Annotated in this window: 20 protein-coding genes; 11 read left to right on the forward strand and 9 right to left on the reverse strand. The window is 48.2% G+C overall.

Translation table 11 applies throughout. The features are described from left to right. The first annotated feature begins 33 nt into the window (after window positions 1-33). From BP97_RS39145 to BP97_RS0126705, 5 genes are all read left to right on the forward strand, one after another. Window positions 34-1023, forward strand: a complete 990-nt coding sequence (locus tag BP97_RS39145) for a Gfo/Idh/MocA family protein (RefSeq protein WP_051621001.1) — start codon at window positions 34-36, stop codon at window positions 1021-1023. Window positions 1024-1372: 349 nt separating this feature from the next. After that, window positions 1373-5959: a glutamate synthase large subunit gene (gene gltB / locus BP97_RS0126690; protein ID WP_028551847.1), complete on the forward strand. Its 4587-nt coding sequence runs from the start codon at window positions 1373-1375 to the stop codon at window positions 5957-5959. Window positions 5960-6043: 84 nt separating this feature from the next. After that, the gene (locus BP97_RS0126695) at window positions 6044-7528 is read left to right on the forward strand and encodes a glutamate synthase subunit beta (protein WP_028551848.1); all 1485 of its coding nucleotides are present in this window, start codon (window positions 6044-6046) and stop codon (window positions 7526-7528) included. A gap of 191 nt (window positions 7529-7719) precedes the next feature. Beyond that, window positions 7720-8043: a DUF4870 domain-containing protein gene (locus BP97_RS0126700; RefSeq protein WP_028551849.1), complete on the forward strand. Its 324-nt coding sequence runs from the start codon at window positions 7720-7722 to the stop codon at window positions 8041-8043. 354 nt (window positions 8044-8397) lie between these two features. Beyond that, on the forward strand, window positions 8398-8727 hold the full coding sequence (locus tag BP97_RS0126705; RefSeq protein ID WP_028551850.1) for a helix-turn-helix domain-containing protein: 330 nt from the start codon (window positions 8398-8400) through the stop codon (window positions 8725-8727). A gap of 54 nt (window positions 8728-8781) precedes the next feature. On the opposite strand, the gene BP97_RS0126710 is transcribed toward BP97_RS0126705, so the two are convergent. Beyond that, on the reverse strand, window positions 8782-10362 hold the full coding sequence (locus tag BP97_RS0126710) for a PTS sugar transporter (protein WP_231506441.1): 1581 nt from the start codon (window positions 10360-10362) through the stop codon (window positions 8782-8784). Between the two features lie 386 nt (window positions 10363-10748). On the opposite strand from BP97_RS0126710, the gene BP97_RS0126715 reads away from it, so the two are divergent. Both BP97_RS0126715 and BP97_RS41630 read left to right on the forward strand, forming a co-directional pair. After that, window positions 10749-11453, forward strand: coding sequence for a hypothetical protein (locus tag BP97_RS0126715; RefSeq protein ID WP_028551852.1), 705 nt, complete (start codon window positions 10749-10751; stop codon window positions 11451-11453). Window positions 11454-11464: 11 nt separating this feature from the next. Continuing rightward, window positions 11465-12163: a CD3324 family protein gene (locus BP97_RS41630; RefSeq protein ID WP_064745744.1), complete on the forward strand. Its 699-nt coding sequence runs from the start codon at window positions 11465-11467 to the stop codon at window positions 12161-12163. A gap of 111 nt (window positions 12164-12274) precedes the next feature. On the opposite strand, the gene BP97_RS0126725 is transcribed toward BP97_RS41630, so the two are convergent. The 5 genes from BP97_RS0126725 to BP97_RS0126745 all read right to left on the reverse strand — a co-directional run bounded on the left by BP97_RS0126725 (window position 12275) and on the right by BP97_RS0126745 (window position 17854). Continuing rightward, window positions 12275-12715: an SRPBCC family protein gene (locus BP97_RS0126725; protein WP_028551853.1), complete on the reverse strand. Its 441-nt coding sequence runs from the start codon at window positions 12713-12715 to the stop codon at window positions 12275-12277. 2 nt (window positions 12716-12717) lie between these two features. Continuing rightward, window positions 12718-13161, reverse strand: a complete 444-nt coding sequence (locus BP97_RS0126730) for an SRPBCC family protein (RefSeq protein WP_028551854.1) — start codon at window positions 13159-13161, stop codon at window positions 12718-12720. Further along, a complete protein-coding gene (locus BP97_RS0126735) occupies window positions 13161-13664 on the reverse strand; it encodes a MerR family transcriptional regulator (protein WP_028551855.1) in 504 nt (167 codons plus the stop codon). The genes BP97_RS0126730 and BP97_RS0126735 overlap by 1 nt, the downstream gene beginning before the upstream one ends. 289 nt (window positions 13665-13953) lie before the next feature. Continuing rightward, complete coding sequence (gene glmS, locus BP97_RS0126740) at window positions 13954-15783, reverse strand: glutamine--fructose-6-phosphate transaminase (isomerizing) (protein ID WP_028551856.1); 1830 nt, start codon at window positions 15781-15783, stop codon at window positions 13954-13956. 274 nt (window positions 15784-16057) lie between these two features. Further along, window positions 16058-17854 (reverse strand): ABC transporter substrate-binding protein, encoded by a 1797-nt coding sequence (locus BP97_RS0126745; RefSeq protein WP_028551857.1) that lies wholly within the window; start codon window positions 17852-17854, stop codon window positions 16058-16060. 221 nt (window positions 17855-18075) lie between these two features. On the opposite strand from BP97_RS0126745, the gene BP97_RS0126750 reads away from it, so the two are divergent. The 3 genes from BP97_RS0126750 to BP97_RS0126760 all read left to right on the forward strand — a co-directional run bounded on the left by BP97_RS0126750 (window position 18076) and on the right by BP97_RS0126760 (window position 20706). After that, entirely contained in the window at window positions 18076-18498 is a 423-nt protein-coding gene (locus BP97_RS0126750; protein WP_156043344.1) for a hypothetical protein, read from the forward strand. Between the two features lie 38 nt (window positions 18499-18536). Then, window positions 18537-20069 carry a DUF4153 domain-containing protein gene (locus BP97_RS0126755; RefSeq protein WP_028551859.1) on the forward strand — a complete coding sequence of 511 codons (1533 nt, stop codon included), beginning with the start codon at window positions 18537-18539 and terminating at the stop codon, window positions 20067-20069. Window positions 20070-20154: 85 nt separating this feature from the next. Next, window positions 20155-20706 carry a helix-turn-helix domain-containing protein gene (locus BP97_RS0126760; RefSeq protein ID WP_028551860.1) on the forward strand — a complete coding sequence of 184 codons (552 nt, stop codon included), beginning with the start codon at window positions 20155-20157 and terminating at the stop codon, window positions 20704-20706. A 7-nt stretch (window positions 20707-20713) separates the two neighbouring features. On the opposite strand, the gene BP97_RS0126765 is transcribed toward BP97_RS0126760, so the two are convergent. From BP97_RS0126765 to BP97_RS0126775, 3 genes are all read right to left on the reverse strand, one after another. Next, window positions 20714-21460: an HAD family hydrolase gene (locus BP97_RS0126765; protein ID WP_028551861.1), complete on the reverse strand. Its 747-nt coding sequence runs from the start codon at window positions 21458-21460 to the stop codon at window positions 20714-20716. A 113-nt stretch (window positions 21461-21573) separates the two neighbouring features. After that, window positions 21574-21966, reverse strand: coding sequence for a bactofilin family protein (locus BP97_RS37590; RefSeq protein WP_051621002.1), 393 nt, complete (start codon window positions 21964-21966; stop codon window positions 21574-21576). 32 nt (window positions 21967-21998) lie between these two features. Then, window positions 21999-22979, reverse strand: a complete 981-nt coding sequence (locus tag BP97_RS0126775) for a M23 family metallopeptidase (protein WP_028551862.1) — start codon at window positions 22977-22979, stop codon at window positions 21999-22001. A gap of 79 nt (window positions 22980-23058) precedes the next feature. Here BP97_RS0126775 and BP97_RS0126780 point away from each other — a divergent pair, with 79 nt between their 5' ends. Beyond that, window positions 23059-23451, forward strand: coding sequence for a hypothetical protein (locus BP97_RS0126780; protein ID WP_028551863.1), 393 nt, complete (start codon window positions 23059-23061; stop codon window positions 23449-23451). Window positions 23452-23461 lie beyond the last annotated feature (10 nt).

Here is a 23461-nt window from a genome sequence, read left to right on the forward strand (position 1 = left end):
CAGGTGGAGCCTAAAATGTCAGGAGGATAAGGGATGCGGAAAATCCGTTGGGCGGTCATAGGAGCGGGTGATGTGGTGGAGCGCAGAGTCGCTAGAGCGCTGCAGGAGGCTCAAGGCAGCAGCCTTCAAGCGGTTGTAAGGAGGGATGAGGAGAAGGTAAGAGCATTTGCAGCACAATTCGGCATACCCCAAGCTTACACCGATGTGACACAAGTATGGTCGGATCGGAACATTGATGCGGTTTACATAGCAACCCCAGTCATGATGCATGCTGTGCATGCCATAGAAGCAGCGAAGAGTGGAAAGCATGTACTATGCGAAAAGCCAATGGCGCTGAATGCAATACAGGGAGAGCAAATGGTCGCAGCCTGCCGTGAGCAAGGTGTGAAGCTCGGCATTGCATACTATCGCAGATATTATCCGAAGATTCAAAAAATGAAGGAGCTTATCGAAGCCGGAGCCATTGGTCAGCCGGTTTACGCACGTGCGCAATTCAGCGGTAAAACCAATCATGCGGAAACCGCGAGAGCTTGGCTGCTGCGTCCGGAAATCTCGGGGGGAGGACCACTTATGGATGTCGGTACCCATGTGATTGATTTGCTGTGCTTCTGCTTGGGACAGCCGCAGCAGGTAACAGCCATGACCGGTAATCTTTTGCATAATATAGAAGTAGAGGATACGGCATCGGTATTGATCCGGTTCGCATCGGGCTGTCAGGCATCCGTCCACGCAAGCTTTAGTACATCTGTTGGCAATCAGCTTGAACTATTCGGAACCGGAGGCAAGCTGATTATGAAGTCAGTGGAGGATGCCGAACTGGAATGGGTTAATGATAGAGGGGAGGTTCAGCAGTTCTGTATGCCTAAGCATGAAAATATGAACGTACCGATGATAGAGTCTTTCATAGAGGATATATTGGGAGTTGGCCGGTACCTTTGTCCGGGGGATCAGGGGATAATAGCTTCCAAAGTGACAGATGCCGCTTACCTTTCGGCGTCGGAAGAGCGTCATATTTCGGTTTAGTCGAGGAAAGGTTCGTTAAACACGAACATTCCTTGTTAGATTTGCGAGAAAAGATTGGAATTTGTAGAAAAAATGCATATTTTTAAATTGATAAGTCAGTTCTCAGATGTTAATATAAATCATACCTTAAAAAGAGGTTCATAGAATTGTCATACTTCCTATCGTAGAAGGGCACATAATCTGCATGTTCATCAAGTGAAGCCGGTCCAGCAACAGATCGCAGTTTCCAGAGCACAAGATCATCGTCGCTTCTTTTTTTCTATTTATTGCTTCACATCTGTACAGCGTTGCTCCTTCAACTTATGTTAGTAAAAGTTTGAACAAATAAAGGATAGAAAGGTTGTACAACATGAGCAGAAATAGATTGCCGGTTAAGCAAGGTCTGTACGATCCGCAATTTGAGCATGATGCGTGCGGGATCGGTTTTGTTGCCAACATTAAGGGGAAGCCAAGTCATGAAATCGTCGGTCAAGCGTTGAACGTGCTTTGCAATCTGGATCATCGCGGAGGTCAAGGCTGCGAGACGAACACCGGGGACGGAGCCGGTATTTTGCTGCAAATTCCTCACAGCTTTTTGAAAGCAGAATGTGGTAAAGAAGGCATTAATCTTCCAGATGCAGGGCGATACGGTGTCGGGATGGTATTTTTGCCGCAGGATGCGGCCGCACGTGCTGCCTGTGAGAGGATTTTGGAGGAAAACGTAGCGGCGGCCGGCCAAACCTTGCTTGGCTGGAGAACCGTGCCTACGGATCATTCTTCGCTTGGCGATTCTGCCAAATCGGTAGAGCCCTTCGTTCGTCAAATTTTTATCGGTGCCGAAGGCGTGGAAGAGCTGGCGTTCGAGCGCAAGCTGTATGTCATCCGCAAGCTGACCGAGAATGCCGTTCGTTCTTTGCAGCATGAGCAGGCGCTTTATTTCGCGAGCTTATCGAGCCGTACTATTGTGTATAAAGGGATGCTGACTCCAGAGCAGGTCGACAACTACTATGTGGAACTGAAGGATCCAGCCTTCGAAACCGCGTTGGCCTTGGTTCACTCTCGTTTCAGCACGAACACGTTTCCAAGCTGGGAACGTGCGCATCCTTACCGTTATATCATCCATAACGGAGAAATCAACACCTTACGCGGTAATGTCAACTGGATGCATGCGCGTCAGGCCATGTGCGAAACGGATTTGTTCGGTGAAGATCTCAAAAAGATTTTGCCGGTCATTGACACCAACGGCTCTGACTCCCAAATGTTTGACAATACGCTCGAATTTTTGATGCTATCCGGACGCTCCTTACCGCATGCGGCGATGATGATGATTCCGGAGCCGTGGTCAAAACACGAGACAATGAGCGACGAGAAGAAAGCTTTCTATGAATATCACAGCTGTCTGATGGAGCCGTGGGACGGCCCGGCTGCGATTTCCTTTACCGACGGTAAAGTGATCGGCGCCGTGCTCGACCGTAACGGACTCCGTCCTGGACGCTACTATATAACGAAGGACGATCTTATTGTGTTGGCTTCCGAGGCCGGTGTTTTGAACATTGCGCCAGAACGTATTGCTCGCAAGGAGCGACTGCAGCCTGGGCGTATGCTGCTTGTAGATACGGTAGAAGGTCGTATCGTATCCGATGAGGAAGTCAAACGCGGCATTGTTACAGAGCAGCCTTATCGTGAATGGCTGAAGGAGCATTTGATTTCGCTTGAAGAGCTGCCTGCTGCTGCCGAAGTGCCGCAAACCGATCACGACACCGTGCTGCAGCGTCAGCAAGCGTTCGGCTACACCTTCGAGAACCTGCGCAAAGTGCTGGAACCTATGGCCAAGACGGGAGTCGACCCTATCGGCTCTATGGGCTTCGATGCTCCGCTGGCTGTGCTATCCGATCGTCCTCAACTGCTATACAGCTACTTCAAGCAGCTGTTCGCACAGGTAACGAACCCTCCTATTGATGCCAACTTTGAAGAAATTATTACGGCGCAAGGCACAACGGTTGGGCCGGAGCGTAACTTGATTCAGCCGGAGCCGGAGAGCTGTAGACAAATCCGCTTGGCAACGCCGATCTTGACCAATGCCGAGCTTGCTAAGCTGCGCGATGTTCAGCGAGAAGGCTTCCGCACCGTCACACTGCAGATCTTGTTCAACGCAGCTGAGGGCGCAGCAGCACTGGAGCGCTCAATGGATGAATTGTACACGGCTGCCGACAAGGCGATAGCTGACGGCGCAACGCTTATTATTTTGTCTGATCGCGGTGTTGATGTCCGCAAAGCTGCCATCCCTGCACTCCTTGCCGTATCAGGTCTGCACCATCACCTGATTCGCGAAGGTACACGTACGAAAGTAGGCTTGCTGCTAGAGTCCGGGGAGCCTCGTGAGGTGCATCACTTTGCCTTGCTGCTTGGCTATGGAGTAAGCGCGATCAATCCGTACCTGGCTATGGAAACGCTGGAGGACATGATCCGTCATAATAAATTGAAAGATGTCACTTCAGAAAAAGCGCTTTATAACTATGTGAAGGCTGCCACTAAAGGTGTCGTTAAGGTTCTTGCCAAAATGGGCATTTCTACGATTCAAAGCTACCGTGGAGCGCAAATTTTTGAAGCGGTCGGGTTGGATCCATCCGTTATCGATAAATATTTTACTTGGACTTATACGCCGGTCGGCGGTATTAAAATGGATGTTATTGCCCAGGAGGCGATTCTTCGCCATCAACGCGCATTCTCCGAGCAGGAAGGCCGCGATCGCGTGCTAGACACCGGCGGCGAGCTGCAGTGGCGTAAGAACGGCGAAGATCATTTATACAATCCGGAAACCATTCATGCCCTTCAATCGGCTGTTAGAACGAACAATTACGGCATGTACAAAAACTTCGTGAAGCTGATTCATAAGGAAAATGAGAAGTACGCGTCACTGCGCGCATTGTTCTCGTTCAAATCCAATCGTCAGCCGATTCCGATTGAAGAGGTTGAGTCGGTTGAATCAATGTTCAAACGCTTTAAGACGGGTGCGATGTCTTACGGCTCTATCTCCAAGGAAGCGCACGAGAGTATGGCGATCGCGATGAACCGCATCGGCGGTAAGTCGAATACGGGCGAGGGTGGCGAGCATCCGGAGCGATTTACCCGCGATGCGAACGGGGACCTGCGCCGCAGTGCGATCAAGCAGGTGGCATCAGGACGCTTTGGAGTTACAAGCAATTATTTAGTTAACTCAGACGAGATTCAAATTAAAATGGCGCAGGGCGCGAAACCGGGCGAAGGCGGTCAGCTGCCGGGTACGAAGGTGTATCCTTGGGTTGCCGAAGTGCGCGGCGTTACGCCGGGCGTTGGCTTGATCTCGCCTCCTCCGCATCACGATATATATTCGATCGAGGATTTGGCTGAGCTGATCCACGACTTAAAGAACGCGAATCCTCGTGCAAGAATCAGCGTCAAGCTGGTGTCCGAGGTGGGAGTAGGCACTATCGCAGCAGGCGTTGCCAAAGGAAAAGCAGACGTCGTGCTGATCAGCGGTTACGACGGCGGTACGGGGGCTTCCCCGCAAACAAGTATTCGCCATGCCGGGTTACCATGGGAGCTCGGGCTTGCCGAAACGCATCAGACGCTCGTATTGAACAACCTGAGAAGCCGTATCACTGTAGAAACGGACGGCAAGCTGATGACAGGCCGCGATGTGGTTGTCGCAGCGTTGCTTGGCGCCGAAGAGTTCGGCTTTGCGACAACTCCATTGATTGCTCTGGGCTGTATCATGATGAGAGTGTGTCATCTGGATACGTGTCCAGTAGGTGTGGCGACACAAAATCCGGATTTGCGCAAGAAGTTTGCAGGAGATCCGCAGCACGTAGTGAACTTTATGAACTTCGTTGCTCAGGATGCGCGCGAGCTGATGGCTGAGCTGGGCTTCCGCACGATTGAGGAAATGATCGGACACACCGAAATTCTCGAAACGAAGCAGGCGGTTGAGCATTGGAAAGCCAAAGGTATCGACTTGACACCGCTTCTTCATCAGCCTGAAGTAGGCGAGGATGTGGGGCGCTTCTGTTCTGAAGTACAGGATCACGGTCTGGACCGTTCCATCGATATGACAGAGCTGCTTGAGACTTGTAAGCCTGCTCTTGAAAATAAAGAACATGTTCATGTCATTCTGCCGATTCACAACGTTAACCGTGTTGTCGGAACGATTCTCGGCAGTGAAGTGACCCGTCGTTACGGAAGTGAAGGCTTGCCGAACGATACGATCCGTTTGCATTTTAACGGATCCGCAGGGCAAAGCTTTGGTGCATTTGTACCTAAGGGCATCACGCTTTCCCTGGAAGGCGATGCGAATGACTATGTAGGTAAGGGCTTATCTGGCGGGAAAATCGCTATTTTCCCTTCCGAACAGTCGACATTTGCCGCCGAAGAAAATATCATCATCGGCAATGTAGCTTTCTACGGCGCTACGGATGGAGATGCCTATATCCGCGGCATTGCGGGGGAACGCTTTGCCGTTCGTAACTCCGGTGTCCGTGCCGTTGTAGAAGGTGTCGGCGATCATGGCTGTGAATACATGACCGGCGGTCGCGTGGTTGTATTAGGCAGAACAGGCCGCAACTTTGCAGCCGGTATGTCCGGTGGCATTGCATACGTACTGGATGAGGACGGCACGTTTAGCGAACGCTGCAACAAAGAGATGGTTCTTCTTGAGCAGGTCGAGGAAACGTACGAGGCGGAAGAGCTGCGCAATATGATTCAGCACCACGAGACATTCACCGGCAGCTCAGTAGCTGACCGTGTGCTGAAACGCTGGGAAGAGTACGTATGGAAATTTGTGAAGGTTATTCCTAAGGACTACAAGAGGATGTTCGAGGCGATTGAGCGTGTGAAGCGTTCCGGCTTGAGCCAGCAGGAAGCGATGCTTGTCGCATTTGAAGAAAATATGAAGGACGTATCCCGCGTAGGCGGTAACTAATACAAATAACGTGTTGAACATGCAGGTTCAAAGCAAAGCCATTGCAAAGAATTTGCTTTGTTCAACACGAGTAGGAGGTAAACAATGGGTAAACCAACCGGATTTATTGAGTATCAGCGTGAAACCCCTGTCGAAACAGCCCCTTTGCTGCGGATCAGCCATTGGAATGAGTTCAGCGTACCGATGGCTGAAGACAAGCTGCAAACTCAGGGCGCGCGATGCATGGACTGTGGCATCCCTTTTTGCCATACAGGGAAATTGATCAGCGGGATGGCGGCAGGCTGTCCGGTCAACAATTTGATTCCGGAATGGAATGATCTTGTCTACCGCGGATTATGGCGCGAAGCGTTGGATCGCCTACATAAGACGAATAATTTTCCCGAATTTACGGGACGCGTATGCCCTGCACCTTGCGAAGGCTCCTGTACGGTAGGGTTGAAGGATTCTCCGGTAACGATAAAGAACATTGAGAAATCAATTATTGATAAAGGCTTCGCGGAAGGCTGGGTTGTTCCCGAGCCTCCAAAGGTACGTACGGGTAAGAAGGTTGCGGTTGTAGGATCAGGTCCATCCGGGCTCGCCTGTGCTGCGCAGCTGAATAAAGCGGGACACACCGTTACTGTATACGAGCGTTCCGACCGTATCGGCGGCTTGCTCATGTACGGCATCCCGAACATGAAGCTGGATAAAAAATATGTTCAACGCCGTGTTGATCTATTGTCTGCAGAAGGCGTGAATTTTGTTACGGGCACGGAGATCGGTAAAGATATTCCCGCCTCTAAGCTGAAGGAAGAGTTCGATGCAATCGTATTGTGCGGAGGTGCGACCAAAGGTCGTGACCTAAATATCGAAGGTCGCGAATTAAAGGGCATTCACCTGGCGATGGAATTCCTATCGAAAAATACGAAGAGCTTGCTTGATTCCAAGCATGAAGACGGGCAATTCATTTCGGCCGAAGGCAAGGATGTTATTGTTATCGGCGGTGGCGATACCGGTACGGACTGTGTAGGTACTTCGATTCGCCATCAATGTAAGAGCGTCCTGCAGTTTGAGCTGATGCCGAAGGCTCCCGAGACTCGCCAAGCTAACAATCCTTGGCCGGAATGGCCTAAGGTGCTGAAGGTGGATTACGGTCAGCAGGAGGCAGCTGCATTGCAAGGGGAAGATCCTCGCCAGTATCAGATCAGCACTAAGAAATTCGTGGGTGACGAGAACGGGCACGTGAAGGAGCTTCACACGGTTCTTATCGAGTGGAAGAAGGACGATCAAGGCCGTTTTGTACCGGTTGAAGTGCCTGGCAGCGAGAAAGTATACCCCGCACAGCTCGTTATGCTTGCTATGGGCTTCCTTGGCCCTGAGAATACGGTCTTGGATCAATTAGGAGTAGAGAAGGATGAGCGTTCCAACGCGAGGGCGGAGTACGGCCAATTTGCAACGAACGTAGAAGGTGTATTTGCAGCCGGGGATATGCGTCGCGGACAAAGCCTTGTGGTGTGGGCGATTAACGAAGGCCGTGAGGCTGCTCGTGAATGCGATCGGTATTTGATGGGTTCGTCTAATTTACCATAACGAATAATCAACTGCGTTAATAACTGAACACTAAGTAAGGTACCGGAGCTGAAGCCCGGTGCCTTATTTTTTGTCATGAGATTCAATGAGTGGAATATTTCGTTTCTTTTGCAACTTCACCCTCCAACGCGCATACATATTGCTATGACACCATATTTATTGTCAATCCAGTCCAGGGACGGAGGTGCAGTATGGTTTCGAGTGAAGAAAGAAACTTGGCGCTGCTTTCTCATGTATTGTGCATTATCCTTGGTGTTCTCGCACCGCTAATTGTTTGGCTGATTAAAAAAGACGAATCCGCCTATGTCGCAGAGCATGCAAAAGAATCGCTCAACTTCCAAATATCCATGATCATCTATTCTTTTGTAGCAGGGATACTCTGCTTTGCGGTTATCGGCTTCGTTCTTCTGCCGCTTCTCGGATTGTTCGCGCTGGTATGCATTATTATTGCAACCATCCGAGCTTCCAAAGGGCAAATGTACGAATATCCGTTAACCCTACGCTTGGTTAAATAATGACCTCCTTTAGCCAATACCGGTTGTATTGCTGCTTGTGCCCTATACGAAACCAACAGCTTTTACTGCACCCAACCATTACAGCCTTCATCGTCCCATAGCGGGATAGATGAAGGCTGCTTGGTATCTCGACAATTACCCCCGGCCAACACTTAAGCTTTGCCTTCACATGATCGATAAGATTACCTTGCGAAGTCTCCAGCAAGGAGACATCATCAACAAGGTGATCGCCTCAGATCGGTCTTCATGGCGGATGATGATGGTATTTTTACCTTTTTTTTATTTTTACCTTCACATTGGTACTTTTTTTGATAGAATATAATGAAGACATTAGATATTAGTAGGGGTGCTACCATGATAGGCAGACGTGTGAAACAATTACGGATGGAAAAAGGGCTAACTCTCACGGAACTTGCCGAAAAGGCAGGGGTAGCGAAATCCTATTTAAGCTCCATCGAAAGGGATATCCAGTCCAATCCATCCATTCAATTTCTTGAGAAAATATGCGCCGTTCTTGACGTACCTATAGAGTCGTTCTTGCAAAATAAAACCACCCAACATCTGGAGATGGATGAAGAGTGGTTGGGACTCGTTCGAGAGGCCATGTCTTCGGGAGTTAGCAAGGAACAGTTTCAGGAGTTTTTACAGTTTAATAAGTGGCGTAACAATAATCACAAAGAATAAGCATCGTTCAAAAAGCCCACTGCCGAGTTGTCGGTCAGTGGGCTTTTTGACTGTTTATATTGTTGTGTCGAGCCCTGCTTGTTTCTTGCTTCTGACGGTTTTGTTAGCTACTAGCGTAATGAGAAACGTCAGAAGAAAAGCCACCAGCATGGAAATCGTGAACCCGACCGCGTTGTTAGACAAGAAAGGCCCCATAATAGAAGGCACGTAGGCGGTACCGCGAACGTTAAACACGCCCACTAGTCCTCCACCGACGCCTGCTGCACAGATCGCGCCGGCAAACACCATTTTATTAGAAAACATGAAAGGGTATGCGGCTTCAACAAACGTACCGAAACCCATATTGATTAAGAAACCAGGGGTAGCTACAGCGGCTTCTCCTTTATCTCTAGGAGCAATGATGTTAGCTAATGTGATACCAGCGGACACCATAACCAAGCCCACCATATCTATAGCTCCGAGGAAGCTGTTGCCCGTTTTCTCCATTTCGAGCAATACGATCGGCAGAATCGCCGCATGATATACGCCTCCAAGAATGGCAGGCCAGATCAATAGACCCGCAATAATACCGGCAATAATTGGATTGAACGATATCGCCATGTTAATGACGTATTTAATAAATTCGCCTGCTTGAAGCGCGAATGGGGCAATCAGATAATACATGATAAGTCCGGATATAAGACCTGCAAAACCACCGGCTACAATGTTGACAGTCGTCATAGGAAAACGCCACTGAACACATTTTACAAACAGGAATTGAACAAGCAGTCCGGCCCCGATTCCGCCGATAATACCGCCAATGATCCCACCTTGGATGGATAGCGCGCCTGCGATGACTCCAGCCACAATAGATACCTCATCCATGTCGGAAACCTGCTTGGCCGCAATGACAGCTAGGACTACGGGTAATGCTTTGAGCATGATGTCGAATACATCGCTTAATCCTTTTAGAGCAGGAATTTGGCTGAGCGCCAACACAATAGCCATGGCAATAAATCCAGGCAGGGAAGACTGCATAATGCCTTTGAGATTTATTCTCTTCCACGGATTCCCGGATGCTGTTTTATTGTGGGAGCTGGTATCGCCAAGAACGGGATAATACTTGATCCCCCAATACTTGCACAACGAGGTCATAAAAGAGACAGCCCTTGTCCGGTTGGTGGTTCCTGTCGTCCCGGAGGTGGCGATAACTTTCGCTCCTTTGGAGCTAATTAGTGCCATGGAAGTTCCCCCTGTCCCGACGACAGGAATTCCTTTATCCGCCGCTGCTAGAATAGCCAGCTTATTGGCATGATTGGGATCAGCGCTCATAACGATCAGACCATCGATTTGGCCAGACTGGATTTGTTTGGAGATTTCAGCATCTAACTCTGCTGCCGCGTCGTTCGTAGCTTTCAACAATCCCTCAAAGACGCTCTTAATACGCTGTTCAGCTTGATCCCAAACATATAATGAGGCTGTTGTTTTCTCTTTAGCGACATCCATCGATTCCGCTGCTGCAATAAACTGTACCATACCAATTTCTATACCTGCGCTTTTACTCTGTGCAACGATCTCACCAATAAGCTTGTCGGGATCTTTCCCCCCGAGATTGAATAAATTTCCACCACTGCTGCCCAAAATAGCTATACGCATTTTCATTGCTCCTCATAACTTCTGTCTTTATCTAATTACCGCATTACCTTATTATACGGACGGAATCGCTTATGAACAACTATTATTCATAAAGACTCGTTTTGGCATAAAAATACACCCCATTGAATTTTCATCGGCTTAACCAAGTGGGTTTTCCAATGTTTATTCACCGCCTTCTTGAACGTAGATGACGCCTGCTACACGCCCTTGCGTAATGATTGCTAACCAAATAAATTTCCCCTTCCGCAAGTAGAATCATTTCTATATGTAAAGTTGATTAAAGTCATTCTGTGCCTATATCTCAAAACATTTCCGATGATATGATTTCCCTATATCAAATGCACAACTGATGGTAATAAAATTTGAAATGCAAAGGAGTTAAGGAGATGAGTAAGGACCATATCATTAAATCGATGCTTTCTGAAAAGGTATGTATGACACCGAATGGGTTTGTTGCAAATAAGTTAAGCCCAAAACAGTTTGCAGATTGCTACGAATTGTTTTTTGACAAGATTTTAGAAATTAGTTTAACAGATGTAGCGGGAGTAGAAGGCTATGGTGAGTTTAATGATGATTGTAAAACAGAGTATACTACCTGCAGAGAATTTCTAATAGATACATTTTCAGATGATAAGGATGGATACTGGTACAATTGGAAGGAGATGTTCGAAACAACTCTTTTAGAGCGTGAATTTTTTGAAAAATACTTTAAGGAAATGGAAGACAGAATTAGTTATTGTGAAGGAAAACGTTATTTGGTTTATAATAATACTTTTTTTGTCAACATGATAACAGATGGAAAGACAATGGTAGGTTTCCCCGACTGGAGCAGATCTGGGATTGTAGATTTCCTTTTGGATTTTGCCATTATGGATTTAAATAAGCCTTACTTAAAAATACCAGAATTGCTTTTTGAATATTGCAATAAAAGGAACATTGTAATACAAGATTTTAAAGAAAGATTCTTATGTATGGCATATTATAAAGGGATCGATACATTACGTTGGCATGCATCGATTGATGACACAGAGTCCTGCAAGTCCATAATGAAATCATTAAGTGAACTGAAAGATAGAATAAATGCACTATAGATGGTGATGTTATGAAATATGAAAATGCAAGTGATGTATTACCAGAGGAACTATTGAAAGAAATACAAAAATACGCGGCAGGAAAGCTTCTTTACATTCCATCTGGAGACGATAAAAAAGCTTGGGGCGAAACGTCGGGTTACAGGAATAAACTGAAGAGGCGTAACCTGATGATTTGCAATAAGTACGCCCATGGGATGACGGTTTCAGAACTTGCAGACGAGTATTTTTTATCCTTAGATTCCATTAAGAAAATCATTTATTCAAAGAAAAAGGATAAGAATTTAACGTATACACCAACTTTAATGTCAGCTGTACAATATGCTAATGTCGGTATGTTTGAAGAATGGATTCAGTGCTATCTTCTATTTACCAGAAAAGATACTCCAATTTTACATGATTTAATGAAAGAAGATCCTATATATTTTGGAGTTGTTAAGTTTCCATTGCGTCTAATTCAGAGTGATGGAATGAATATAGGGGGAAATCATGTAGATGAATCTAATTTCAATGCAGCTGCCCTCCCACCACTTATTATTAAGTATGAAGAAGGCAAATTTTATTCCATAGTACAAAAAGAGTTATTTGCCGCATTAAAACAACGTAAAATAAATGCTTATCCAACCATAATAGTCTTGAAAGGAAATGCTGATTATAAAATTTTTATGAAACACTATGGAAAAATTTTATTTTTTGTTGATAGAGTATGATTTTGATTAACAAGTCGAGGTTGCTGACCAATAGCAAAAAGGGCATACATATAAAATATGTTGTGCCCTTTGATCTTTTGACTATATCTCCATCGCAGTTCGATTAGCGACCTAGGAGGCCAATCCCGCTAATAGCTTGCCAAGCCGGTCGAAGTTCTGTTCATTACCTTCAATGCAATATGCCTTGACTTGCTCGAATTCCTCTGTTTTCTTGAAAAGCTGACGAAAAGTAACTTTGGTGCGGTCTTCCACGTCTTCGAAGGTAGCCGTTACTCTAAACTCATGACCGGATAGATGATCAAGCACGATCCGCTCCATCGGCACGATCTCAACAAAGACACTATAGTTGGGATAATCCACGCCATTCGGTCCGTGCATGGTGAACCGCCACGTACCGCCCGGCCTTAGATCGAACTCGTGAAACGTATTCGTGAAACCCTGCGGTCCCCACCATTGGGCTAACAAGTCGGGGGTTGTCCAGGCTCGGAACACAAGCTCCCGCGAAACATCGAACACGCGTGAGGAAATAATTTCATTCTCACCTATTTTCATACTTAGATCTCCCCTTCTAATAGCTTGCCAAGGGCATCCAGCATGATGTTTGTACCATGTTCCCGTACTTCCGGCGTATCGTGTCCGTCAAAGAAAGCGCCTTGCTCCGTGAAAATCAGCTTCGTGCCGCCATCCACCTCGATAAGCTCGACCGTTGTGATCGAGACAGAGATACGGATATCGTCCGAATCCAAGGTGTAAGTATACACAATGCGCTGCTCAGGAACGAGCTCCTGGTAGCTGGCGTCGAAGGTAAAGATCGGCCCTTCAGGCGGACCGCCGCTGCTGTACTCTCGTCCGCCAATCCGAAATTCGAAGATGTCTGGCTTCGAAAACCACTTGCCTTTGGCAATCGGGTCGGCCCAGGCGTTATAAACCCGCTCAGGCGGAGCCGCATAAGTCCGCTCGACGATGAAGGTTGCATGCTTGACGAATCGTTCAATCATTAATTTTCCTCCTTAGGTTTCGGCGTTTCTCTTTCCTCTGCAAGAAAGTCTCCTAGCAGGTCCAAATGTCGCTCCCAACTCGTTTGCCGCTCAATGACGGGCTTATCAAACCGTATTTTCATAGCTTGAAGGAGACTTGTGAAATCTTCAAAAGTTAATTGCGCCTTTCCCTGCATAAGCTTGGATACATGTTCGAGCTGCTCAAATAGCTTCTGCTGCAATCTGATCTGCTCTTTGATTCGTCCTTTCTGCAGGTTGACGATTTCAAGCGGACTGATTTGCCCGTCAGTTAAGGCTGATTTAACCTCCTCGAGAGATAAGCCCAGCTCCTTAAGTGATAAAATCTGTTGCAAGCGTGACAAGTCCATCTCACTGTACAGCCTGTGTCCGGACTCCGTCTGGTCGGACGGGGAAAACAAGCCGATTTGATCGTAATAACGTAAGGTTCGTACGGTAAGCCCCGTCATCCTGGCGAGGTCCCCGACCTTCCAATGTCTCTTCATTCATCATCTCCAATCTTGAGTGCTAGCTATGTACCGGTAGCTTTATTATAAAACCTTACGTTACGTAAGGTGCAAGCGAAATTGGGAAATTTTTAATTTATTCGCTTTACAGCGGGAACTTCCCAATAACAATGGCGGACGCTTTAGCTCCTCCGAAGCATACCCCACCTACCCTATAGCAAATTTCTCGAAGAAACAGGCTTTTCGACAGACTAAAGCCATCCTCTGCAGGATGGCTTTCTTTAAACTTTATTTCTTTTTACTACAAAACGGCGAGTAGAGGACCCAATTATTCCACGGTTACACTTTTGGCCAAATTTCTAGGCTTGTCCACGTCGTTTCCACGGGTCAAAGCAGCGTAGTAAGCAAGCAGCTGCAGCGGAATGACCGACAACGCAGGCGTCAGCAGCGCATGGGTTCGGGGAATGTAAAGAACTTCATCGGCTGATTTGGCGATGTCAGTGTTTCCTTCCATCGCGACAGCGATGACATGGGCTCCGCGTGCTTTAACTTCCTTCATGTTGCTGATTGTTTTTTCCAGCAAGGCTTCTTGCGTGGCGATAGCAATGACCGGCGTGCCTTCTTCGATCAAAGCCAAAGATCCGTGCTTTAGCTCCCCAGCAGGATAAGCCTCCGAATGAATATAGGATATTTCCTTCAGCTTCAGCGAGGCTTCCTGCGCCACCATGGCGTCGAGTCCGCGCCCGATAAAATACAAATCCTCGTAAGCAGCGATGCGTCCGGCTATTTGCATGATGGGATCGATTTGCCCCAGCATGGCTTCCACCTGCTCGGGCAGCTGCTTCATCATATCCAGTAGTTTGGTGCGTTCTTGGACGTCCACTACGTTCATGCTTTGAGCAATATACAGAGTCAGCAAGTAGAAGGCGATGAGTTGAGAAGTGTAGGCTTTTGTCGATGCCACGGCAATTTCCGGTCCTGCCCATGTGAAAATAACATGGTCGGCCTCCCTCGCGACGGAGCTTCCGACGACATTCGTAATCGCCAGCACTTGAGCTCCGCACTGCTTCGCCTCCCTCATCGCGGCTAGTGTATCGGCCGTCTCGCCTGATTGACTGACCACGATAACCAACGTGTTGTCCCGGATCACGGGCTGCCGATAGCGATATTCGGAAGCTACGTCGACCTCGACGGGAATGCGGGTCAGACGCTCAATGACGGCTTTGCCGACTAGAGCTGCGTGATACGCCGTTCCGCAAGCAACCATGTGAATGTGATTGATCTGCTTCAACCGCTCCGGAGTGATCTTCACTTCTGGTAAAACGACGCTGTGGCCGGTTTCTTCAATTCGGCTTCGCATGGTATCTCGATACGCACGGGGCTGCTCATAAATTTCCTTGAGCATGAAATGGTCATAGCCGCCTTTTTCAGCCATCATAATGTCCCAGTCGATTCGGAACAACTGCTTGGCGATAAAGTTTCCTTCGAGGGTCATCAACTCTACAGTATCCCGGGAGATGACTGCCATCTCGCCGTCTCCGAGAATATAGACGTCTCTTGTATATTCTAGAATAGCCGGAATATCCGAGCCGATGAAATTCTCGCCTTCACCGACCCCGATAATTAACGGGCTGGCCCAACGGACGGCAATCAGCTTATCCGGCTCGTGCTCGGATAATACGACGATGGCGTAGGCTCCACGAATGCGGGCTACCGCCTGCTGAACCGCATGAACCAGATCGTCTTTATAGTATTGAGCGATGAGATGACTGATGACCTCTGTATCTGTTTCCGACAAAAACACATGTCCGAGCTCTTCAAGCTCTTCTTTTAACTGCTGATGATTTTCAATAATGCCATTATGCACAACGGATATTTTCATACGGTTGTCGGCGTGGGGGTGCGAATTGACGTCTGAAGGCTTGCCATGCGTGGCCCAACGAGTATGACCGATGCCCGCAAAGCCAATTAGCGGCTGATCCTCAAGGCGGGACTCCAGCTCTTGAATTCTTCCTTTCGTTTTGCGAATATGAAGTCCTTCCGAAGTATGTACCGCTAGTCCGGCTGAATCATAACCTCTGTACTCCAATTTCTTTAATCCTTCCAACAAAATCGGCTGTGAATCCCGGCTGCCGATATACCCGACAATACCACACATTGGCGGATGCCTCCCCATTCTCATTTTGGCGTAATACCAACTTAGCATTCGTTCTCTATAACGAATATTCAATACAAGTATACCTCATTGTTCAACAAAATCAACTCGGTAACCTGAAAATTTTTCGTTTTAACGAACGTTCAATAGGTAAATTCAACATAATCCTCTACAAAACGCACTGTAATTGTTCTTTGTAGAGGATTCGCAGTTAGGCCAAAATGGAATGGGGGAACAAGCCGTTCCTTTTGCTATACATTAGTTAGAAAGACTTCACTTACGGCTTATACCATATGTTTTTGAACTGCACCCAGTCCAGGGAGTCTAGCGATATTCCTTTGACGGATGAATGATAGATCGTCTTGAGTCGTTTAAAATACAGCCATTGCAGTACATGCTCATCACGCAGCCGTCTTTCAATGCTTTGTAAAAGGCCTGCTCGCCCTTCACGGTGAGGCTCCCGCAGCGCTGCTGCAATGAATTGATCAACAGCTGCCTTGCACGCGGGTTCCAGATGGTTCTGCATGCTTTTGTACAAATCGATGAGCCTTAGCTCCGTATCGTTATCGAGCATAATCGAGAAGAGGAGCATATCCGCCTGAAGTCGGCGCTCACCCTTGAATTCTTCCACGGGCAGTAACGATAGCTCTACAGCCAAGCCTGCCTCTCTCAGCAGCGTTTGGACGAGCAGCGCGTCCCGTTCGTAATGTGTGATCGTACACAGGGTAAGTCGCTCTCCCGTGTAGCCCGACTGCTTAATGAGACTGCGCACATGTGCGAGATCGGACATAGGAGGATTGATGGCAGTGTGCCGGATAAAGCTGTCTGCGGCGTAGAGAGCGTCACCATCGAGCAGCTCCAGCAGCTTGCGCTGATCCAGCGCAGCGTAGACTGCCTCCCGAATCGCCGGGTCCTTGAGCGGACCTTGCTTGAGCAGGTTGAACGTGACGAATTTGCAGGTCGTTCCCTGCTGCTGGACTTGATGCCAGGGGCTCTCAGCCTCATCAGGCAGCCTGTAATTATGGATAATTTGAAAGCTCTCCAGCGTCCGATACCGATCCTGCTGCTGCATATCCGGAACATGCCACAGCTCGACACGGTCCAGATGGGCTCGTCCTTGAAAATAGGTTGGGAACGCATCCAGCACGCACATCGAATCATCGAGATAAGTCAGCTTGAAAGGGCCGGTGCCTATGGGAGCGCGCGCAAACGCTTCTTTTCCTTGGTTTTCGGTTTCATAGCCCATGTAAGCATCCGTAGGGATGATGGAAGCGCGATTCGTGCTCATAAATTGTAGGAACAGCTCATTAGGTTCCTTCAAATAAACGGTTAGAGTCAAAGGATCGATTATATCGATCCGCTCGATTTGCCGGTACACCCAGCGGTATAAGGAGCGGGCCTCAGAGTGCTTCAACCGTTCCAGCGTAAAGCGAATGTCTTCGGCGGACAGCTCTTTACCATGATGGAACATTACGCCCTTGCGCAAATAGAAGGTCCAGGCCGAACGGTCGGCGCTCGATTCCCAGGCATGGGCCAAGTGCGGCTCTATCGTTTGGGTAAGCCGATTATAGCGGACGAGGCTATCGAATAATTGGTTGATCAGATGCCCTTCCGTCGAAAAATTTGTAAATGCCGGGTCCAGCGATTGGACAGGCTGGGTGAGCGGGAAGCGGAGCGTGTCGAACCGCTTGCTGTCGCGCACCTCGCTGCTGTACCCAAAGTGGCCGTTAAGCCAGCTGTGAAAATGATCTTTCAGCGAGTCCGGAATCGAAGAGACGTTCATTTGCTCCAATGCGCCGTGAAGATCTTTCCGTTCCACGAGCTCTTTGGCGAGCAGCAGGATGACGTCCTCCGTAGGCGTTAGGAACAGTAGGGTGGAGCGGTTGCCCCTTCCTCGTTTGGGGAGCCACTGAAGCCAACCCTGGCTGTTCATTTTTTTGAGAATAATGGCTGCGTTGCGGTGCGTGCAGTCCAGGATGGCGGCAATGTCATCAAGCAGGATGTCCTGCTCTTGCTGCTCGGCTACGTGCGGTAGCTTTTCGCGTAATCGTATATAGTGACTGGCTAGTTTCATTGTTTCACCTCTTTAAAGTTTGCGAAGCAAACTTACTTCGAAAGCATGAGCCGAGTTTGCGAAGCAAACCCATTTCATCTTATATAAAGCATAACCGTTTATTGGAATCAAAAATAGGAAATTTCCAATTGCAAACTTGCGCTTTTTATTCCTATTTTACAGCCTACAATAAAAAAAGAAAGCCGTCGCCCATTAAACAGCTTTCATAAGGAGGTTACATAGTGAGTATGTTGAATCCGTTGGCTGAGAGCCATCTATTACAAATGCATTGGACAGAGCAGTTTATTAAGGAATCACAGCTTGCCATTGAGCATGAAACGATAGCAGAAACAGCAAGAATTGTTCTATTTTACGCAGGACTGGCAAGCTTAAATGTGGAACTGGAGCAGCAGAGGAACCCCTCATTGACAGTCGAAGTGGATAAGGCGCACTGGCTTGAATCCGAGCAGGACGTTGTAGCCAAAGCGCTGGAGACCGTGCCCGATAGATATCACGGGCTGCTCCAGATGTGCCTGCTTATCTCGAACTTAACGGTCTATTTGGAGCTGAGGGATAACGAATTGAAAGCACTTCGGTCGAAAGCCTCTTCCTTCATCAGCTATGTCGGCGAGAGGGCTCAGTCACTCGAGCATTGGTTTCACTAAAATATGAAATCCTATTATTCGGAGGCTGTCGAAAAACTATGACGACGAACCATCCACTGCATAAACAGGAAATGAGGATGTTGGCGGGTGCGCTGGTATGCGGCATTATCCATTACCTGCTCTTTTACAATAAAGAATGGGGACTATCGTATCCGTTGTTTACCTTATGCTTTTACTTATATTTTTATTGGTCAGTAAAAGAGCGTCAGGAGTGGAGGCTCCAAAGCCTCCTGCTTTTGCTGCCGATCGGTCTGCTGTCACTTACGTACGCAACCTTTACCAATACACTTTTCATGGTGCTTAATACATTGGTGATTCCGTGTCTTGTTATAGTACACACGACATGGGCGATACGGAGAAAAGATACCCGGCGTTTCGAATGGGGCATCATTTGGGCTGCTCTTGACCAAATATTCGTGCATAGTATTCGTTATGTTCCTTTGCCGGTACGTTCGGTAGCTCGCGTCCTATCCTCGAAAATAAAATTGAAGGTTTCTCAGCAAGTTTGGAAGGTGATGGCCGGTGTAGCCGTATCGCTTCCACTCCTGCTGCTGGTTGGCGCACTGCTCGCCTCGGCAGACACGATGTTTGACCGGACGCTGTCCAAATTACCTACCTTGTTTGCCGATATTCAACTAGGGTCTGTAGTGTTCCAAACAGGATGGATAGTCGTTATGACCATAGCGCTGTTCACTTACATTTGGGGGCTGCTGTATCCGAAGCCTAAGAATATCCCTAACGAACAGCTCCCATTGCCCGCTGGAAAAGGGGAGGAATGGGATCCAGGCTATCCTAAACCGTACTCCAAGCCATTGCGAATCGATGCAACGATCATGACAACAATATTAATTATGCTCAATGCGGTGTACGTATTGTTTGCCGTGGTGCAGTTTTCCTACTTCTTTGCCGGTGGCTCGGCTGTGCTTCCGGACGGGGTCACGTACGCAGAATATGCGCGACGCGGCTTCGCAGAACTGGTTATTGTCACCGTCATCAATTTTACACTGTTGATGATCACCCTTCATACGGTAGATCGTTCCAGCCGTTCGATGGATCGCTTTCTTCGCATACTGCTAGCCATGCTGATAGGATGCACGGGAGTTATGCTGTGCTCAGCCTTTTTCCGGCTATCCCTGTATGAACTGGCTTACGGTTACACTGTGACAAGGGTGCTTGTCCACGCCTTCATGCTGTTTCTGGTTCTGCTGTTCGCTATTGCTCTATATAAGCTATGGAACGACCGCTTTCGGCTGCTTCAGCCTTATGCTGTTGCGGCAATGGCAGCCTATCTCGTGTTAAATTACATCCAGGTGGAAACTGTTGTAGCGTCCAATAATTTGCAGCGATATGAAACGACGGGTAACATCGACGTTGACTACTTGGGCTCGCTCAGCTTTGAGGTTGTACCGTATTTGTTGGAGCTCCAACGAAAATACCCTGAACTACAAGAGACGACCGAAGTGCTGCAGGTAATGAAAGAACGATTGCAGAACGACGGACAGGACTCCTGGACGGAGTATAATCTATCCAAGCGAAGAGCTATCAAAGTGCTGGGCCTTACCGAATCATGAAAGGGAGGGAGTTGTGGAGCTCGGTTGACTTGGGTCCAAGCACATATTATCATTTTAAATAATGATAATAATGGAGGCAGACACCATGAACCCACAGTCAACAGGCAAGTCGAAGGCCGATCTGCTGCTGCATCCTGTCCGGATGAAAATAATCCAAGCCTTAGTCGGACGGCAGTTAACGATTCAACAGCTGGGAGAACGGCTGACGGACATTCCTCAGGCGACTTTGTATCGACACATGAAGATCCTTCAGGATTCGGGCTTGCTGAAGGTCGTTGAAGAGCATCAAATTCGGGGAACGACGGAGCGGGTTTTTGCTCTTGCCGAGCAGGGGGCCAGCTTGACGAAGGAAGATTTGCTTCATGCGACCAAAGAGGAGCATATGCAGTATTTCATGCATTTTATTGCGATGCTGCTTGGCGATTTCGGAACTTATTTGCAGAGGGATTTCATTGATTTGCAAAAAGACCTCGTCACCTATCGACAGGCCGGTTTTTTTGCATCCGATGAAGAGGTGCAGGAGCTGATCCGCAAGCTGGGAGAGGCCATTGCGGAAGTGATGGCTAACAATCCTGCACCGAATCGAACGAAGCGGACGCTGACGTCGATTTTATTGCCGGACTCGCCTCACCCGTGAGGCGAGCTCAGCCGGTTGCCGCTTCTTCCGTATAACGACGGATGGCTTCGGGAATTTCCGAGAGAGAGGACAGAGTAAGGAAAGCACCTTGCGGTTCCGTGTTGATCTCTACGTTGTTGAATGCCCATTCCTGAAGAGCAGGCATGAAGATGGCATGAATACCATTTTTCAATGCAGGGGTGATGTCCGTACGCAGCGAATTGCCGATCATCCAGGTGACTTTGCGGTCGAGCTGGTTATTAAGAATGATCGATTCCAAATATTCAGCTGTTTTGTGCCGGGTAATATGAATCCGGTCAGCGAAAAATCGCTCTAACCCTGCTTCCGTCACTTTGCGCATTTGAACCTGCGGTTCTCCGCCAGTGTACAGATGGAGCTCGTGTCCTTCCTCCGTTAGCTTGGTTAACGTTTCATACATGAAAGGGTAGGGCTCTATGTCATGCCCGTATACGGAACGGCCCAGCTCCATCAGCTGCAGGAGCTCTTCCTCGCTCTTCAATCTTCCCGTCAAGTCAGAGTAGAACTCATAGGTATCAATAAACGACTGGGGAAAGTGATCGGGTGCGAAACCGGATTGTTCTACACGCTGCAGATCGATGTCAGCCTGTTTCTTTTTGATTTCATCCATTGGGATGTGGTACGTATGGAACCACATTTCCATTAAATCGGCAAACTGCTCGACCACCAGGTCGAAAAACTTGTTGCAGTAAAGCAGTGTATCATCCATATCGAAAAGGATCGTTTGTTTGTTCATAGAAGGTCTCCATTTTCCGCGTCAATAAATAAGGTCATTTGAGGTTCAATCCGTTGAAGGCTTGAGCCCCGCGGCATCCGTTCAATAATCAGCTCAGCCGCTAGTATGCTCCATTATACCACGGCACATGGGAAAATCCTATCATCCGTTCCTTCGATCATATGGCTGTTTCCTTGAAAGACAGCACCCTTTTCGATGATTAAAGAACCGGCCTGCACGGTTCCGAATAGCTTTCCGGTTGCCGTAATTCTGACAACTCCATCCGCTTTCACGGTTCCTTCCATTCTTCCCGCTATGGTAACATCCTTAGCTGTGATTTCAGAACGTACGATACCCTTTTCCCCGATGACAACCTCACCGGAAATTCGTAAATCCCCCACGACCTCGCCTTCAATACGTATATCAGCCTCCGAGGTACAGCTACCTTCCCATAATGTTCCTTCTCCGATTAAAGTATCGGTTCCCGCAGAACGACGCTGCGGCTTTGCTTTGTTCAGCATGGCCATCAGATAAACTCCTCCTTGGTATAGTGAAAATTTTATAAATCAGGCAGAAACGGCTTAGGATCGGTGCTTTTGCCGTTTTGCAATATTTCGTAATGCAAGTGAGGTCCTGTGCTTCGGCCGGTAGAACCGAGCTTCCCAATCTGCTGTCCTCTTTCCACTGCATCTCCCTGCTGCACAAGCGATTCGTTCAAATGCATGTACCAGGTTCGAAGCCCGCCTCCATGCTCCAGTACGATATGATGTCCGTGAAACTTGTCAAAGCCTACGGTTATCGCAGTGCCCTTGGCGGCGGCGAGCACAGGGTCATTCATTTTGCCGGCGATATCGATGCCGCGGTGAAAGCTCAGCTTAGTCGTTATAGGATCCTTGCGGTACCCGAACGGGGAAGTCACGGTGCGTGAGCTGGTAGGCCAAAGACCCGGTGTTCGCAAGGCGAGCTCCCGTTTCTCCAGCAGCGTCTGCTTAGATTGGACCCATTGGTTTTGCAGCTCGGTCAATTCCTGCTGTAGAGAGGAATAACTCTCATGGGTTTGCTTCACGAGCACTCGCATCTGTTGGGTCGTTACGGGATGGGCCGGTCCTCCCATACCGCCTTCAGCTAGGGGGGCCACCGTTTCCTTGGCAGATCCCATAGAGAGAGTATTGTTCGCAGGGGTGAGCTTCTTCAGCTCATTTTCTAACTGCTTCATTTCCTCTACTTTCGTGCGTACTTCAACTGCTTGCTTGGAAAGCTGGAAAATTTCATTTTGCAGCTGCTCGATCGTTTTGTTTTTACTCGTTAAATCCTGCTCCAAACGGCTCCTATGCGCCTGCTGCTTGGACTCCGTCATTTGGGTAGCAACTACGGTATGAAAATGAATGACATACACGTACACGGCGGTTCCCGTTAGTAGGAGTACAGCAAGCAAAGCGGCGTATACGACCGCTCGGGAAATTTTTACTCGCATAACACTTTCATTCGCCTCCGGAATGATGACGAACGTCAGCTTGTTTTGAAACCACTTGAACCTCATGGTAACTCCTTTCGGTATGTTGCGAATCCCAGTGGCATACATTGGTAGAAACTATGCAACCATCGAGGAGGAATTCGCTTTGTCCTTTTTGAAAACGAGCCGGATGAATCTTATGGATCGTCTTAGCCTGCATCTGAAATCCGATGTTGCTCTTCAGGCCGAAGGCTACTTCGGAGATCCAGGCGTACTGCAAAAAGTAGGCAAACGATTTATTCGAGTGAACGGACAGCATTATGTGCCGCCGACCCTTCAGGAAATTGTTCTGCTGAATACCAATGGCAAGACTCCATCACGTATTCAAGGAGAATCCGTCACGATCCTTACGACTTACGGAGGGAGCTTTAAGGCTGTTTTAGTCCGCAATGGAACGGATTTTATCGAGATTCTCGTATCCAGAGAAGACGAGGAGGAGGACCTCAGCATCCTCATTCCTATGAACAAAGTGATCGGAATTGATACAACAGAACGCTGAACCGCCCTCC

Origin of the sequence: Paenibacillus sp. UNC451MF, from assembly GCF_000686845.1 — a bacterium.
GTDB lineage: Bacteria > Bacillota > Bacilli > Paenibacillales > NBRC-103111 > Paenibacillus_S.

What these genes read in the sequence shown, in the direction of transcription:
- BP97_RS39145 (WP_051621001.1), top strand. Translation starts at nt 34, where the DNA reads ATGCGGAAAATCCGTTGGGCGGTCATAGGAGCGGGTGATGTGGTGGAG.
- gltB (WP_028551847.1), top strand. Translation starts at nt 1,373, where the DNA reads ATGAGCAGAAATAGATTGCCGGTTAAGCAAGGTCTGTACGATCCGCAA.
- BP97_RS0126695 (WP_028551848.1), top strand. Translation starts at nt 6,044, where the DNA reads ATGGGTAAACCAACCGGATTTATTGAGTATCAGCGTGAAACCCCTGTC.
- BP97_RS0126700 (WP_028551849.1), top strand. Translation starts at nt 7,720, where the DNA reads ATGGTTTCGAGTGAAGAAAGAAACTTGGCGCTGCTTTCTCATGTATTG.
- BP97_RS0126705 (WP_028551850.1), top strand. Translation starts at nt 8,398, where the DNA reads ATGATAGGCAGACGTGTGAAACAATTACGGATGGAAAAAGGGCTAACT.
- BP97_RS0126710 (WP_231506441.1), bottom strand. Translation starts at nt 10,362, where the DNA reads ATGCGTATAGCTATTTTGGGCAGCAGTGGTGGAAATTTATTCAATCTC.
- BP97_RS0126715 (WP_028551852.1), top strand. Translation starts at nt 10,749, where the DNA reads ATGAGTAAGGACCATATCATTAAATCGATGCTTTCTGAAAAGGTATGT.
- BP97_RS41630 (WP_064745744.1), top strand. Translation starts at nt 11,465, where the DNA reads ATGAAATATGAAAATGCAAGTGATGTATTACCAGAGGAACTATTGAAA.
- BP97_RS0126725 (WP_028551853.1), bottom strand. Translation starts at nt 12,715, where the DNA reads ATGAAAATAGGTGAGAATGAAATTATTTCCTCACGCGTGTTCGATGTT.
- BP97_RS0126730 (WP_028551854.1), bottom strand. Translation starts at nt 13,161, where the DNA reads ATGATTGAACGATTCGTCAAGCATGCAACCTTCATCGTCGAGCGGACT.
- BP97_RS0126735 (WP_028551855.1), bottom strand. Translation starts at nt 13,664, where the DNA reads ATGAAGAGACATTGGAAGGTCGGGGACCTCGCCAGGATGACGGGGCTT.
- glmS (WP_028551856.1), bottom strand. Translation starts at nt 15,783, where the DNA reads ATGTGTGGTATTGTCGGGTATATCGGCAGCCGGGATTCACAGCCGATT.
- BP97_RS0126745 (WP_028551857.1), bottom strand. Translation starts at nt 17,854, where the DNA reads ATGAAACTAGCCAGTCACTATATACGATTACGCGAAAAGCTACCGCAC.
- BP97_RS0126755 (WP_028551859.1), top strand. Translation starts at nt 18,537, where the DNA reads ATGACGACGAACCATCCACTGCATAAACAGGAAATGAGGATGTTGGCG.
- BP97_RS0126760 (WP_028551860.1), top strand. Translation starts at nt 20,155, where the DNA reads ATGAACCCACAGTCAACAGGCAAGTCGAAGGCCGATCTGCTGCTGCAT.
- BP97_RS0126765 (WP_028551861.1), bottom strand. Translation starts at nt 21,460, where the DNA reads ATGAACAAACAAACGATCCTTTTCGATATGGATGATACACTGCTTTAC.
- BP97_RS37590 (WP_051621002.1), bottom strand. Translation starts at nt 21,966, where the DNA reads ATGGCCATGCTGAACAAAGCAAAGCCGCAGCGTCGTTCTGCGGGAACC.
- BP97_RS0126775 (WP_028551862.1), bottom strand. Translation starts at nt 22,979, where the DNA reads ATGAGGTTCAAGTGGTTTCAAAACAAGCTGACGTTCGTCATCATTCCG.